The 13,252-nt window shown below is 31.8% G+C and carries 17 protein-coding genes; 12 read left to right on the forward strand and 5 right to left on the reverse strand.

The window, feature by feature from the left end:
* Nucleotides 1-66: 66 nt before the first annotated feature.
* On the forward strand, nt 67-579 hold the full coding sequence (locus BAQ44_RS23810; protein ID WP_071724213.1) for a GNAT family N-acetyltransferase: 513 nt from the start codon (nt 67-69) through the stop codon (nt 577-579).
* Nucleotides 580-614: 35 nt separating this feature from the next.
* Here the strand turns inward: BAQ44_RS23810 and BAQ44_RS23815 are convergent, their stop codons facing one another.
* The gene (locus BAQ44_RS23815) at nt 615-1,502 is read right to left on the reverse strand and encodes a DMT family transporter (protein ID WP_071724217.1); all 888 of its coding nucleotides are present in this window, start codon (nt 1,500-1,502) and stop codon (nt 615-617) included.
* A gap of 171 nt (nt 1,503-1,673) precedes the next feature.
* On the opposite strand from BAQ44_RS23815, the gene BAQ44_RS23820 reads away from it, so the two are divergent.
* The 5 genes from BAQ44_RS23820 to BAQ44_RS23840 all read left to right on the forward strand — a co-directional run bounded on the left by BAQ44_RS23820 (nt 1,674) and on the right by BAQ44_RS23840 (nt 5,838).
* Nucleotides 1,674-2,234 carry a helix-turn-helix domain-containing protein gene (locus BAQ44_RS23820; protein ID WP_063261085.1) on the forward strand — a complete coding sequence of 187 codons (561 nt, stop codon included), beginning with the start codon at nt 1,674-1,676 and terminating at the stop codon, nt 2,232-2,234.
* A 34-nt stretch (nt 2,235-2,268) separates the two neighbouring features.
* Nucleotides 2,269-3,216, forward strand: a complete 948-nt coding sequence (locus BAQ44_RS23825; RefSeq protein ID WP_063261084.1) for a hypothetical protein — start codon at nt 2,269-2,271, stop codon at nt 3,214-3,216.
* A gap of 167 nt (nt 3,217-3,383) precedes the next feature.
* Nucleotides 3,384-3,533 carry an aspartyl-phosphate phosphatase Spo0E family protein gene (locus BAQ44_RS23830; RefSeq protein WP_000424361.1) on the forward strand — a complete coding sequence of 50 codons (150 nt, stop codon included), beginning with the start codon at nt 3,384-3,386 and terminating at the stop codon, nt 3,531-3,533.
* Nucleotides 3,534-3,648: 115 nt separating this feature from the next.
* On the forward strand, nt 3,649-4,377 hold the full coding sequence (locus BAQ44_RS23835) for an alpha/beta fold hydrolase (RefSeq protein WP_063261083.1): 729 nt from the start codon (nt 3,649-3,651) through the stop codon (nt 4,375-4,377).
* 60 nt (nt 4,378-4,437) lie between these two features.
* A complete protein-coding gene (locus tag BAQ44_RS23840) occupies nt 4,438-5,838 on the forward strand; it encodes a protoporphyrinogen oxidase (RefSeq protein WP_071724219.1) in 1,401 nt (466 codons plus the stop codon).
* 68 nt (nt 5,839-5,906) lie between these two features.
* Here BAQ44_RS23840 and BAQ44_RS23845 read toward each other — a convergent pair whose 3' ends face one another.
* Entirely contained in the window at nt 5,907-6,455 is a 549-nt protein-coding gene (locus BAQ44_RS23845) for a hypothetical protein (protein WP_063261081.1), read from the reverse strand.
* A 57-nt stretch (nt 6,456-6,512) separates the two neighbouring features.
* Here BAQ44_RS23845 and BAQ44_RS30915 point away from each other — a divergent pair, with 57 nt between their 5' ends.
* Both BAQ44_RS30915 and BAQ44_RS23850 read left to right on the forward strand, forming a co-directional pair.
* The gene (locus BAQ44_RS30915) at nt 6,513-6,656 is read left to right on the forward strand and encodes a hypothetical protein (RefSeq protein ID WP_161491766.1); all 144 of its coding nucleotides are present in this window, start codon (nt 6,513-6,515) and stop codon (nt 6,654-6,656) included.
* Nucleotides 6,657-6,830: 174 nt separating this feature from the next.
* Nucleotides 6,831-7,382, forward strand: coding sequence for a GNAT family N-acetyltransferase (locus tag BAQ44_RS23850; RefSeq protein WP_063261080.1), 552 nt, complete (start codon nt 6,831-6,833; stop codon nt 7,380-7,382).
* Nucleotides 7,383-7,420: 38 nt separating this feature from the next.
* Here BAQ44_RS23850 and BAQ44_RS23855 read toward each other — a convergent pair whose 3' ends face one another.
* Entirely contained in the window at nt 7,421-7,606 is a 186-nt protein-coding gene (locus BAQ44_RS23855) for a cold-shock protein (RefSeq protein WP_061679056.1), read from the reverse strand.
* A gap of 86 nt (nt 7,607-7,692) precedes the next feature.
* The gene (gene cspD / locus BAQ44_RS23860; RefSeq protein ID WP_000176365.1) at nt 7,693-7,896 is read right to left on the reverse strand and encodes a cold-shock protein CspD; all 204 of its coding nucleotides are present in this window, start codon (nt 7,894-7,896) and stop codon (nt 7,693-7,695) included.
* Nucleotides 7,897-8,278: 382 nt separating this feature from the next.
* On the opposite strand from cspD, the gene BAQ44_RS23865 reads away from it, so the two are divergent.
* Nucleotides 8,279-9,166 carry a CPBP family intramembrane glutamic endopeptidase gene (locus BAQ44_RS23865; protein ID WP_116758406.1) on the forward strand — a complete coding sequence of 296 codons (888 nt, stop codon included), beginning with the start codon at nt 8,279-8,281 and terminating at the stop codon, nt 9,164-9,166.
* A gap of 17 nt (nt 9,167-9,183) precedes the next feature.
* The gene (locus BAQ44_RS23870; RefSeq protein WP_071724240.1) at nt 9,184-9,825 is read left to right on the forward strand and encodes a chloramphenicol acetyltransferase; all 642 of its coding nucleotides are present in this window, start codon (nt 9,184-9,186) and stop codon (nt 9,823-9,825) included.
* Nucleotides 9,826-9,861: 36 nt separating this feature from the next.
* Here the strand turns inward: BAQ44_RS23870 and BAQ44_RS23875 are convergent, their stop codons facing one another.
* Nucleotides 9,862-10,623 (reverse strand): arginase family protein, encoded by a 762-nt coding sequence (locus BAQ44_RS23875; protein WP_071724224.1) that lies wholly within the window; start codon nt 10,621-10,623, stop codon nt 9,862-9,864.
* A gap of 294 nt (nt 10,624-10,917) precedes the next feature.
* Between BAQ44_RS23875 and BAQ44_RS23880 the strand changes: the two genes are divergently transcribed.
* Nucleotides 10,918-11,577 (forward strand): IS607 family transposase, encoded by a 660-nt coding sequence (locus BAQ44_RS23880; RefSeq protein WP_071724226.1) that lies wholly within the window; start codon nt 10,918-10,920, stop codon nt 11,575-11,577.
* Complete coding sequence (locus BAQ44_RS23885) at nt 11,555-13,102, forward strand: SSO2105 N-terminal domain-containing protein (protein WP_071724228.1); 1,548 nt, start codon at nt 11,555-11,557, stop codon at nt 13,100-13,102. The genes BAQ44_RS23880 and BAQ44_RS23885 overlap by 23 nt, the downstream gene beginning before the upstream one ends.
* Nucleotides 13,103-13,252 lie beyond the last annotated feature (150 nt).

A 13,252-nucleotide genomic window follows, 5' to 3' on the forward strand; every position in this document is an offset into this window, starting at 1 on the left:
GAGAAGGGGTTTCATGCGAGGAACTAGAATGAAGATGTATTGTTATGAATATGGAGGGGAGAAAATATGGAGATCAAAGTAAGAGCGATAGAAATACAAGATGCTAGAGCAATTCATCGTATATGCATACAAAATGATGTTTTACCTTATATGGTTTTCTTACCTAGTATGCGTGTAGATGCGATGGAAAATAGAATTCGTAATTTAGCGCCAAATCAATTTGAATTTGTTGCAGAGTATGATGGGGAAGTTGTTGGATTTGTTGGGTTAACCCAAAGTCCGGGACGTAGATCTCATTCGGGTGATTTATTTATAGGGGTAGATAGTGAATATCATAATAAGGGTATTGGAAAAGCACTTCTTACAAAAATGCTTGATTTAGCTGATAATTGGTTAATGCTAGAGCGAGTAGAGCTTGGTGTTTTAGAAACGAATCTTAAAGCGAAGTCACTATATGAAAAATTCGGATTTGTAGAAGAGGGAGTAAAGATAGGGAATTTGAAGGCTCACGGAAAATTTATTAATGAAATAATGATGAGTCGTTTTAGACCTGATGGTTTAATCGTACATAACGAATAGTGAAAAGCATGACATTATACTGTCATGCTTTTTTGTTAGTTGCGATTCGGCAGTTTTGGGTGCATTAAAAATAATGCTAAACCAATAAAAATAATTGCAATGCCTAGTCCTTGTTGTAAAGAAATAGTCTCATTTAATATAAAGTACGCTAGTATACAAGTTCCAATTGTTTCTCCTAAAATACTCATAGAGATTACAGTAGCGCTCATCCATTTTAATAACCAATTAAATATTGTTTGACCTAAAATTGTAGCAATGAAAGCTAAGCCAATAAAGCATACCCAAGTTTGCGTAGAGTAATGGATGAAAGATTTTTGCTGCATGTAAGCAAATATACCAAGAAAACAGGCGCTACTTCCATAACTAATTACTGAATACGGTATAAGTGATAAATCTTTACGAACATGTTGGCTAATGAAAAAATAAGCGGTAATAATTCCGGCCGCAATAAATGCTAAAATATCTCCGTATAATGCTTCTCCGCTAATTTGGAAGTCTTGCCATCCGATGACGATACTTCCTGAAATAGCGATGAGGCAACCAGTAACCGCTCCTTTCGTAAATCTCTCTTTAAATAGAAAGTAACCACCAACCATTGAAAATAAAGGTTGTAACGTTACGATAACTGTAGAACTTGCTACAGAAGTATATTGTAATGATTCAAACCATAGTACATAATGTGCAGCTAAAAATAGCCCGGATATGAATCCGAATCCCCATTGTCTTTTTGTTACTGTTTTTAGCTCGTTTCGATTATTTTTATTAAATAGTAATAACGGTAATAGAATCAGTGCAGCAAAGAATAATCGATAAAAAGCAACGATAGCCGCAGGAGCGTCTGCTAATTTTACAAAAATTGCTGAAGTTGATAGGGCGAATACGCCGAAAAATAAGATGCAATATGAAAGAATAGGTGATTTCAAAGTTTGTTCCTCCGATACAATGTTTATTATAATAAACTTAATACGATATAATGTACAAAAGTAAGTATATAAGTCCCTAAGACGATAGGAAAGGATTATTTGCTTTTGTTTACTATGTCAGCACAAAGACAGCGAAAGATGCAATATGATGGACGAAAGGAAGTTTTTACTATGATCCATGATAGACTCGGACAAACTGTATTAAGTTATCGTAAGAAAAATAATATGACAATTCGTGAATTTGCTGATTATGCAGGGATTAGTACGTCACTAATTAGTCAAATTGAAAGAGGACATGCGAATCCTTCTTTAAGTGTATTGGAATTAATTGCGAAAGCATTAAATGTACCATTATTTACACTTTTTATTAATGAAATCGATACAGATTCACTTATTTCTAAGAAAAAAGATCGGAAAAAAGTATATCGGGAAAACAATGATCACATTGTATATGATGTATTAACACCGGATTTTATGAAAGCTCGTATTGAAATGTTAATGATGGATTTAAATAAACAAGCAAAAACAACGGAAAGTCATTATTCACATGAAGATAAGGAAGAGATTGCTGTTGTCATGAAAGGAGAAGTGTATGTGGAGTTAGAAGGAAAAGAATATTTTTTAGAAGAAGGCGATGTTGTACGTATTCCGCCAAATGTGAAACATCGTTTTTTGAATAAAAGTGATGAATCCAATCATATTTTATTTGTATTGACGCCATCTTTAGGATGATTATAAAGTGATTTTTATTACGGGGGATAAAAAGATGGAAAATAAAACTGTTTTAAAAGGTGGCCTTTCAATTATTGCTCAATGTAAAAGACAAACAAATGATATTTGGCATGCGCATTTTGGAGCAGCTGCAATTGCTAGTTATTTTTTCATAAAAGATAATAATATGGAAAAAGAAATAACTCGTAATATGTATTCCCAAACAAAGAGGATGCTGAACAAGCATAATATATGTGAAATTATTGATAGTAAAGAAGAAATTGATTTTCAAAGTGCTGAAAGAATGATTATAAAATCATTGGAACAAACAATAGATGAACTTCATTGGGTGGGGCATAATGTCATTTATGCTGCATTAAGTCTATTAGCTATAAAAGAGTTACAAAAATGGGGCGATAATCAAGAGATTGAAGGGATTACTAACCTTATATTTTCGTTTCGAAAAACAATTCCTGGTAGATCGTGGATTGGATTTACAACAAAGGAAGTAAAACAATTAAGTATAAAAGAAGAGATAGAAAGTGAATTAAGAAATCCGGAGCAATTATCTACGTTTATTTTAAAAGAGCTTTCGCAATTTAATATTATTTATAGAGCGGAAGCACACCATGATTTAATAGGTCATTTACTTACTTTTTCTCATGCAATTAATATTATGTACGACTTAGGTCATAGAGATATGTTCCAACGAGGGGTACGTCCGCTGTTAAAACTAGTATATGTGTTACGTGCTAGTCAAAACTTAACGTCAAATAGTGAAATAACTTTACACTCACCAATAGATTGTTTACCTTTAGTCGAATCTAAACGTGCTCATATATTACCAACAGAAAATCAATTTTGGCTAAAAGACTATGGTGCATTTGATTGGGATTTCGGGCATATCTTTAAATTCTCATATAGTTATTTTGATCATATTAAGAGAGCTCCAAAATATAAAGATATAACATTAGAGAAATTCCGATTTATTATTAATACATAATGGAATCTAATAATCTGTATAAAGGGCTAAATTTAAAATTTCTTTGTTGAAAATATATTATTTTGGAATTTGTAAGATTTTACATGCGTATTTTACTTTTACTAATTATGTAAATAGGCTATACTAAAATACATACATTTTAGTATTGGAGAGAGAAGTAAAACGACATGGAATTAGTGAAATTGGAAAAAGTCATTGAAATAAAGAAAGAAGAGCTTTTATATTTAGTATCGGATTACGGTATTCAACATGAAAAAGTATTGGCATTAAGTCAAGAAATAGACAAATTAATTAATTACTTTATGTTTTTAAAATAAAAAGAACTATGACATGATTTGAAAATGTTTTAGTTCTTTTTTATTTGGAAATTCAGATATAAATTCTATATACTGTTAATTAATAGAATATTCAATTTGAAAGGGGGAGACATGAATGATATTACATACGAACATTTCAGGTGAAGGAGAACCAATTGTGCTTTTACATTCTGGAGGTATGACAGGTTTAGTAGAATTCGAAGAGCAGGTAGCATTTTTTCAAGAAAAAAATTATCAAGTCATTCGTCCTGATTTAAGAGGGCATGGAAAGTCAGGGGGGACATTGGAGAATTATTTCTTACGTTCTGTAAAGGATGTACATGATACGTTGGTGCATTTACAAATTGATAGATGTCATATAGCTGGTGTTTCCTTAGGAGGATTAGTCGCTTTATTATTTGCAAAAAACTATCCAGATAGAGTAAGGACATTAAGTTTTTCAGGTATCTTTCCGGCTAAGAGAGAAAAATGGGAGGAGTCTCAGGAGTATGAAGCGAAGTGTCATCAGCAATTGATGGAAAATGAAGAAGTTGTAAATTATATGAATCAAATTCATGAAAAAAGTGATTGGAAAGCATTGCTGGAGTCGTGGCAAGTTAAAGATTGGTATCCATTTGATGAAACTGGTGAAGTAGCTAATCTTCAAGTACCTACACTGTGTATAGCTGGGGGAGATTCAGAAGATGAAGTTGCAGCTGCTACAACGTTCAAACAATTAAACCACAATATACATATTGCTGTAATTCCGTTTGCTGGTCATTTAGTGCATAATGATCAACCGGAAATCTATTCAAATATATTGTCTAATTTCTTACAGAATGCACAAGCTGCTAGTCGAATATAAGGACTTTTGGGTATAATAATAAAGGAATTATTAATTGTATCGGTTAGGAGCGCAGCACATATGAAAACAGTTGTTGTTATCGGTGGAGGTATAACGGGACTTTCTACTATGTTTTATTTAGAAAAATTAAAAAAGGATTATAATGTTGATTTAAATTTAATCCTTGTAGAAAAAGAAAAGTATTTGGGCGGTAAAATCCATAGTGTAGAAGAAAAAGATTTTATTATGGAATCAGGAGCAGATTCTATCGTTGCTCGTAATGAACATGTTATGCCACTTGTAAAAGATTTAAATTTAGAAGAACAAATGGTATATAACGAAACTGGTATTTCTTACATATATTCTGATAATACTTTACATCCAATTCCTTCTGACACTATATTTGGGATACCGATGAGTGTCGAGTCATTGTTCAGCAGTACGCTAGTATCAACGAAAGGGAAAATTGTTGCTTTAAAAGATTTCATAACAAAAAATAAAGAGTTTACAAAAGATACTTCACTTGCTGTATTTTTAGAAAGCTTTTTAGGGAAAGAATTAGTGGAAAGACAAATTGCCCCAGTGCTTTCAGGTGTATATTCCGGTAAATTGAATGAACTTACTATGGCATCGACATTACCGTATTTACTGGATTATAAAAATAAATATGGAAGTATTATTAAAGGTTTTGAAGAGAATAAAAAACAGTTTCAATCAGCCGGAAACAAAAAGTTCGTATCATTTAAAGGTGGACTATCTACGATTATTGATCGTTTAGAAGAAGTGCTGACTGAGACTGTTGTTAAGAAAGGTGCTGTAACGACAGCTGTAAGGAAACAAGGTGATTGCTATGAAATCGCCTTTGCGAATCACGAATCCATCCAAGCTGATTATGTTGTTGTAGCAGCTCCGCATAATATTGCAGAAACTTTATTACAGTCTAATGAGTTAAACGAGCAGTTTCATACATTTAAAAACTCATCTCTTATAAGTATTTACTTAGGGTTTGACATACTAGATGAACAATTACCGGCGGACGGCACAGGATTTATCGTAACGGAAAATAGTGATTTACATTGTGATGCTTGTACATGGACAAGCCGGAAGTGGAAACATACATCTGGAAAACAAAAGCTATTAGTAAGAATGTTTTATAAGAGTACCAATCCAGTATATGAAACGATTCAAAACTATAGTGAAGAAGAATTAGTAAGAGTCGCTTTATATGATATTGAAAAGAGTCTCGGAATTAAAGGTGAACCAGAAGTAGTTGAAGTTACAAATTGGAAAGATTTAATGCCGAAATATCATTTAGAACATAATCAAGCGGTTGAAACATTACAAGAAAAAAAGACGGATCTTTATCCTAATGTATACTTAGCTGGTGCTTCATATTACGGTGTCGGAATTGGTGCGTGTATTGGAAATGGAAAGAAAACTGCAAATGAAATAATGGCAACATTGCATGAACCGTCAAATTAATAATACATAAATAAATAAATAAATAAATAAATAAAATGTCCCTCCGTTATGTTGGAGGGGCATTTTATTTATTTTACTTGAATTGGGACCTTTTTATTTGTTGTATTATTCTCAGTAATTGTTAAGGTTATGTTCCCGGATTCTTTAAATGAATATGATGAGAGTTGATAGAGTTCTTTTATATTATGTTGTTCTTTTAATTTATTGGCCGGAATAAATGTTATGTTCGGTTTCCATGTTTCCTGTTTACCGGAAGGATAATTTACTATTATTTCTGGGTTATTTAATTGCATTGGTTTCCAAGAGGCGAAATATAGTTCAACTTCTGTATCTTTTTTTAGTAATTCTTCTGAGAAATATCCAACCTCTCCAACATTACCGAAAACAGTAAAGTTTTGATTTTGTAGTGTGATATCTAAATGTTTAGGTTGATATGTTGCTGCGTGATAGATTCCATATGAAAGAGAAAGAGTGGCTGCGATTAAAATGCCGATTGAAAAAGTTTTAAAGCTATTGCCTTTAAAACTAGTCATCATAAATGAGTTTGGAGCGAACTTTTTTGCGAATAAAAAAATGAGTAGTATGAGTAAGAGGGATAAGCCGATGAATATATACATAGAACATTTACACCTCCACAATATAATATGACGTTAACTATATTTTACCATAAATGTATGGAGGAGGGTGTTGTTTTAGAAGGGAAAAGTGAATATGTAATCGAAATTATTAGACATATTATTTTGAGTGAAGTGATGGAAATGAAAATGATACAATTAATTTTAAAACTAGAGAATAAAGAGATGATCATAGCGCTTTGATCATCTCTTTATTTTTTCTATTTAAGCAAAAGTAAGAAGGGTTACTCTTAGTTCGTATTGAATTAAGAGGATAAGTTTCTCTAGAAATATTTGATTAATGGGACATTGAGGACTTTCCTAATTATAAATACTTTTTCTGCTATAATAAATGTGTAGAAAGAAAGGAGTGATCCTGTGGCATTTCCTATATTAGAAACAGAACGTTTACGTTTAGTTGAAATAGAACAATCTTATTGTCAAAAAATATATGAAATTTTTTCATTGGATGAAGTAACATGTTATTACGGTATGAATTCTTTTACAGAGTTTGGACAAGCTTCACGTATGATTGAATCTTTTTCAAAAAATTACTTCGAGAAAAAGGCAATACGATGGGGGATTGTATTAAAAGAAACAAATACTTTAGTAGGTACAATAGGATTAAATAATTTACAGCTATGGAGTAAACGATCCGAAATTGGCTATGACTTACATCCTCGTTATTGGGGGAATGGTTATGCGTCAGAAGCGGCTCGAGAAATTATTCATTATGGATTTCAAGATTTAGGCTTATTTAGAATTGGAGCTATTACATATCCTGAAAATGTTACTTCTTGTAAAATGTTATCTAAAATAGGCTTTCATAAGGAAGGGTTATTACGTGGATACATTCATCAAGGAAATAAGCAACATGATGCACTATTGTATTCTATAGTCCGAACGGATGTAGAGAATATAAATTTATAATAAAAAACCCCTCTTATAAAAGAGGGGTTAAGTAAAAATTAACCTAATTTAGGTAATAAACGTTCTCCGCTTTTCATGCTACTTTTACATAAAGGGCATTTAGGCTCTTCTTCAAATGAAAAGTTCTTTCTCATCCATCCTAAACAATCATCTGCTTCACATTCCCAAACAGGCGTTTGTTCTGGTGGTACCTCTGCTACATCGTTCTTTCGATTGCGATACATATAACCACTCCTTTTATGTAAAAAATTTTAGTTATATATTAAAAAGGTTGTTAACCGAGCTGGTAACAACCTTTTTATTGTTTGAATTATAGCTTTACAACGTTTTTAGCTTGAGGTCCACGGTTACCGTCTTCAACTTCGAAGCTAACTTCTTGACCTTCGTCAAGAGATTTGAAACCGTCGCCAGTGATAGCTGAGAAGTGAACGAATACGTCGTTACCGTCTGCAACTTCGATGAAACCGAAACCTTTTTCGCTGTTAAACCATTTTACTTTACCTGTTAATGTCATGGTAATGCCTCCTAAAATTTAAAAAGATTACAATATGATCGGCCTTATTTGAATGAAAAATAAAAGTTCACATATTATCAAAAACCCATAAGGAGTACAAAATGTTCCAGATTGATACTTGATAATATGCAAAGAAAATATAGTGTTAAATTGACCTTAATTACTATCTTACAACAAATGGTGGGAAATAGCAAGTGCTGGTAATACCAGTGAATAATCTTGGTGATAATAGTAAAACGCACAAAGTCATCTCTTTTATTTATATATTATTCCAAATTTAGGTTTATGCTAAACATTGAATATTTTTATTGGAAATTTGTGTTAGGAAAACGATATATAGTATAAGAATAGTGTTGATGTATTTGTTAAGGAGGCGAGAATATTGCAATTTAAAATAATTGAAGCAGCCAAAGAAGGAAGAAAAAAAGTTCATCCAATATTCGCTGTAATACTTGCAATTGTATTTTTAACTTTAGGTGAATTGTTCATGCTATTTATGTTGTTCTTACCGAAAGCAGAATCACTTTTAATGAAGGCGATTTATAGCGATATTGAGATGATATTGACGTTTGGCGGTGCTATATTTTTTGTTTTTTTATGGATTAGATTCGTAGAAAAAAGATCAATTTCATCTATTGGATTTTGGAGAAATCAATGGATAAGAAAATATTTGAGAGGTGCATTAATAGGTTTTGTTTTCATTTCAATACCAGTCATGCTCCTTTTATTAACTGGAAATGTACAACTACAAATGCAACAAATTACGCCAACCGCCATATTTGGAATTGTGGGGTCTTTAGTTGCTTTTTTAATACAAGGTGCAACAGAAGAAATCGTAGTTCGAGGTTGGTTATTTCCAGTCCTTTCTGTTAGAAGCCGTATATGGATCGGAATTGTTGTAACTTCTTTTTTATTTGGTTTTCTTCATTTACTAAATCCAAGTATTACAATTCTTTCAATTTCGAATATAATATTAGTTGGTGTATTTGCAGCTTTTTATGTTTTGAAGGACAGTAGTCTTTGGGGGATATGTGCGTGGCATTCGTTGTGGAATTGGGCACAGTTTAATATTTATGGCTTTGCAGTAAGTGGAATGACGATGTATTCTACGCCACTTTTTAAACCTGTAACAAACGGATCGGAATTCCTTCATGGAGGCTCGTTTGGAATTGAGGGGAGTATCATAACAACAATCATGCTTTCTATAGCTTCAATTGTATTATGGAGACAGTTATGGGGGAAAAAAGCGAAGCAAAGAGATGTAAGTTAATGAAAGTGGGAGAAACAATGGGGATTATAGCGTTTGAGGGAGCAAGTGCTGTTGGTAAGAGCAGCACTTGTCGTGAGTTAGAAAAAAATTATGGTGCTTATATTATACCTGAAGTGAATTTTTTATTTGAAAGACCAAAAATTGAACATACAACCTGGTATTTTGAAAAGCAAGTAGAGCGCTGGAAAATAGCAGTGCAGATGTCAGAGCAGTATGAATTAGTAATACTTGATGGTGATATTTATCAGCCACTTAGTTATAATTGGTGTTTCCATTTTGATGTATTTAATCAGCCGTTATCTTTAATAGAAAACTTTTATAAAGAAAAGCTGATACATGGGGAAATTGGTTTTCCTGATCAATATTTTTATTTATATACGAATGATGAAGAACTTAGAAAACGGAAAGAATCTGACGAGACAAAAAGAAGAAGAAACTTTGAAAAACATTTACAAATATCAAAATCGTTTCAACGTTATTATGAAAATTTAAATGCTGTTACAGACGGGTATTGCAAAATGATTGATGCGAAAAGTGTAAAATCGAATGAATTAGCAATTGTGAAAAGTTTAAACAATTTAAATGTGTCTGAAGAGAGCCGTTTTGATGTTTCGAGGTTAGATGTGATTACGAAGTGGTTAAAAGAACAACGTGCATAAAAACAACGAGTGCCTTATAAGGTGCTCGTTGTTTTTTTATGTATTATAAATTGATTTTAAAATTTGTAAGTTTGCTTCTTCATTTTTCTTAATGGCATTTGTGTATTTAGCTAGAAAGAGTTGAGAAGGATAAACCGGTAGTTCACCGCAAATATCAATACCATAGACATTTTTATTCCTAATAAGAGCGTGAATATATTTTAAAAGTGTAGAGAGTTTCATATGTCCTTGATCCCAATTTGTAATAGTTACTTTTGAATCTAATACATCTTTATCAATGCTTACATATATAGTGTTTGTATGAATATGCGAAAGTATTGTATGAGTAGATACTTCATTTGACGTATCGATCGGGAACACCTCTACGCATGAATAATCATTAGAATGTATTGTTAAAGAAGAAGGTCCAATAATAATTACTTTCTTTAATTTCGGGTTATTTTGAAGAGCGAATGATACCCATGACCCGCAAGAAATAGGAGTATGTTCATTTTCTTCTTTTAAGTTCATGTCAGTGTGATGATCAAATAAAATAAGGGTAAATGGCTCATCTATTTCTTTTAGTAGTAAATAAGATACATAATGATAATTTCCAGAACCGATAAAAGTGATTCCTTTTTGCTTTCTACAATATAACTCTCGTTTTATTCGCATTAAAGAGGGAGTCTCGCAATACAGATTTGAGTGCTCTAAATGACTAAAATCAATATCTTCATGTGAATAAGAATGAAGTTTATTTTGTAATAAATACGTATCGTCAAAGTTTAAAAAAGTTAAACCACTATACAATAAACTCATATTTATTCATCTCCTATATATGTAGGCTAGCATATATTTTTATAAATGAAAAATGAAATGCTTAGAGTTGGAATTGAATTACACAGGCCGTTTTGACAGAATAATCTTTCAATTAACAAAGAAAAGAAATATAATATAAGGAAATATGTATGTGGCTCTGGAAATAGAAAATATGAAATGGGATACGTGGGAGGAAATAACAGTAAATAAAAATCTATAAAAAACTATAAAAATTTACAATTACAGGTTTTATATTTTACAAAATTCAACATATCATATTTTCAGGTGATGAAAATGAAAAATTATATTTCAATTGGGAAAGCTGCAAACATATTAGGAAAAACGCAACAAACTTTACGGAATTGGGATAAAGAAGGTGTTTTTATTGCGGATAGAACACTAAAAGGTCATCGAATATATGATCTTGAAAAAATTGTGGCATTTCAAAAGAAAAGTGAAACACATTCAAAAACAGAAACAAATGATGTATTTATATATGGAAGAGTATCTACAAAAAAACAACTTGAAAGCGGTAATTTAGATAGACAATTACAACGATTAACTACATTCGCAGTTGAAAAAGGATACAAAATCACAGGTATTTATAGAGATATCGCAAGTGGATTAAACGAAAACAGAAAAGGATTTCAAACAATGTTGAGAGATTGTAAAGAAAAGTCACCTTCTGTTATTTTGATTGGATACAAAGATAGATTAGCTAGGTTCGGTTTTTCTTATATTGAATCTTATTTAAAAGATTTAGGGGTAAACATATTATATTGCATAGAACACATTGAAAAAAACGAAGAAGCCGAATTAGTGGAAGATCTTATAGCGATTACAACCTGTTTTTCTGCAAAAATTCACGGAAAAAGAGGAGGTAGAAAATTAGAAAATACAATAAAATCCGTATTAGAAAAGGGTGAAAAGGATGAAAACAACACGTACTTGTAAAATCAATTCTATTACAAAAGAACAAACGGAAGCTTTAATTACTTTGATCCGTACGTTCGAAAGTGCAAAACGATATAGTTTTAATCGTTTGATTGAGGGCGAAAACGAGAAAGAATTGATAAAAAAACTACAACCTAAATATTTGTTAAATAAACGTTTTTGTGAAGATGCGATTTTACAAGCGCAAACGATCCTTTTCTCTCAAAAAGAACTTCTTCCTGTTTACCTAGAAAACAATCAAAAAAAGTTAGAAAAGACGTTACAAAAAATAGATGATTATGAACGCGGCAAAAAAAGACCTAAACAAGTTTCATTAGAAACTTGTTTAATTGGTTTAAGAAAACGAAAACAAAAATTAGAACAAAGAATTGAAACGTATGCAAAACATATTAAAAATAAAACATTACCTCCTATTATTTTTGGTGGGCGGCAAAATTTCTACGAAAGAATGAAAAACAAGATATCCAATCAAGAATGGAAAGATTTGCGGACACGACAATTATATTCTCGTGGAGATAAAAGCAAAAAAGGGAATTTGAACATGCGCATTACAGTTGATGACTGTGGGCAAGGATGGTTAGAAATTGCAAATCCATTAGGACGAACAAATGGAAAAACAAAAAGCCCACGAATCAAAGTTCCGATTATCATTCCATATCATTTTTATCATCAAATCACAAATGTCGTTATGGGAAAGCAACTCGGTGTAAATCCAAAAGGAAAACCGATTATAGAGCATCAAAAATATAGTGTAGAAATCATTCGTAAACAAAATGAATTTTATGTAAATATTACGTTTGATGAAACAGAAATAGGTCGTGTACTAGATTTCAAGGAAACACCACAATTAGATGTAATTGCAGGAATTGATGTAAATCCGGGCCGCATTGCAGTTAGTTTATGTACAAAACAAGGTAATTTTAAAGGTTCAAAAATTTTTTATCTACACAATCTGAATGCGTTTTCAACAAACAAACGCGCAACGATAATTGGACAAATTGTACAACAAATTAAAACATGGTTATTGGAAAACAATGTAGGTGGAATTGTTTTAGAAGATTTAAAGTTTCAACAATCTCATGATACTGATAAATACAGTAATCGTAATTTGCATCAATTTACGTATAAAAAGATGTTGAACAGTTTAATTCGTATGTCTCTTCGTAACGGATTTTCTGTTAAAACAGTAAACCCCGCTTATACAAGTGTGATTGGAAAATTAAAATACAGTAAAAATTTCGGTATTAGCGTTCATGAAGCAGCCGCATTCACGATCGCAAGACGTGGATTAGAATTGCAAGAACAAGTACCAAAAAAGATTATATTATTATTAAAAAAACAAATTACAACAAAACTGCGTATTCTTGTTGCTTCCATGGAAGAAAGTAAAAAGAATACGCAAAAAGTATATAAAAAATGGTTACAAACAATTCAAACGTGGAAAGAATATCACAATTGGAAATTGTGGAGCATTCTTCACAAAACTGTTTATATGAGCAATCAACAATTCGTATTTAAAATTTAAATGAGAAGGGGGGTACTGGTTTATTTCTTATAACCTCTTGCATACTACTGACTTGGATGAATGGTAGTATGCAAGAACAGACCGTTCCTAACAGGAACCTGCCGTCATTCTTTCACAATAGGTGGATGAAAAGGTCACAACCCTTACGGA

Source organism: Bacillus mobilis (assembly GCF_001884045.1).
Lineage (GTDB): Bacteria > Bacillota > Bacilli > Bacillales > Bacillaceae_G > Bacillus_A > Bacillus_A mobilis.

What these genes read in the sequence shown, in the direction of transcription:
- BAQ44_RS23810 (WP_071724213.1), top strand. Translation starts at nt 67, where the DNA reads ATGGAGATCAAAGTAAGAGCGATAGAAATACAAGATGCTAGAGCAATT.
- BAQ44_RS23820 (WP_063261085.1), top strand. Translation starts at nt 1,674, where the DNA reads ATGATCCATGATAGACTCGGACAAACTGTATTAAGTTATCGTAAGAAA.
- BAQ44_RS23825 (WP_063261084.1), top strand. Translation starts at nt 2,269, where the DNA reads ATGGAAAATAAAACTGTTTTAAAAGGTGGCCTTTCAATTATTGCTCAA.
- BAQ44_RS23830 (WP_000424361.1), top strand. Translation starts at nt 3,384, where the DNA reads ATGGAATTAGTGAAATTGGAAAAAGTCATTGAAATAAAGAAAGAAGAG.
- BAQ44_RS23835 (WP_063261083.1), top strand. Translation starts at nt 3,649, where the DNA reads ATGATATTACATACGAACATTTCAGGTGAAGGAGAACCAATTGTGCTT.
- BAQ44_RS23840 (WP_071724219.1), top strand. Translation starts at nt 4,438, where the DNA reads ATGAAAACAGTTGTTGTTATCGGTGGAGGTATAACGGGACTTTCTACT.
- BAQ44_RS23845 (WP_063261081.1), bottom strand. Translation starts at nt 6,455, where the DNA reads ATGTATATATTCATCGGCTTATCCCTCTTACTCATACTACTCATTTTT.
- BAQ44_RS30915 (WP_161491766.1), top strand. Translation starts at nt 6,513, where the DNA reads ATGGAGGAGGGTGTTGTTTTAGAAGGGAAAAGTGAATATGTAATCGAA.
- BAQ44_RS23855 (WP_061679056.1), bottom strand. Translation starts at nt 7,606, where the DNA reads ATGTATCGCAATCGAAAGAACGATGTAGCAGAGGTACCACCAGAACAA.
- cspD (WP_000176365.1), bottom strand. Translation starts at nt 7,896, where the DNA reads ATGACATTAACAGGTAAAGTAAAATGGTTTAACAGCGAAAAAGGTTTC.
- BAQ44_RS23870 (WP_071724240.1), top strand. Translation starts at nt 9,184, where the DNA reads ATGGGGATTATAGCGTTTGAGGGAGCAAGTGCTGTTGGTAAGAGCAGC.
- BAQ44_RS23875 (WP_071724224.1), bottom strand. Translation starts at nt 10,623, where the DNA reads ATGAGTTTATTGTATAGTGGTTTAACTTTTTTAAACTTTGACGATACG.
- BAQ44_RS23880 (WP_071724226.1), top strand. Translation starts at nt 10,918, where the DNA reads ATGAAAAATTATATTTCAATTGGGAAAGCTGCAAACATATTAGGAAAA.
- BAQ44_RS23885 (WP_071724228.1), top strand. Translation starts at nt 11,555, where the DNA reads ATGAAAACAACACGTACTTGTAAAATCAATTCTATTACAAAAGAACAA.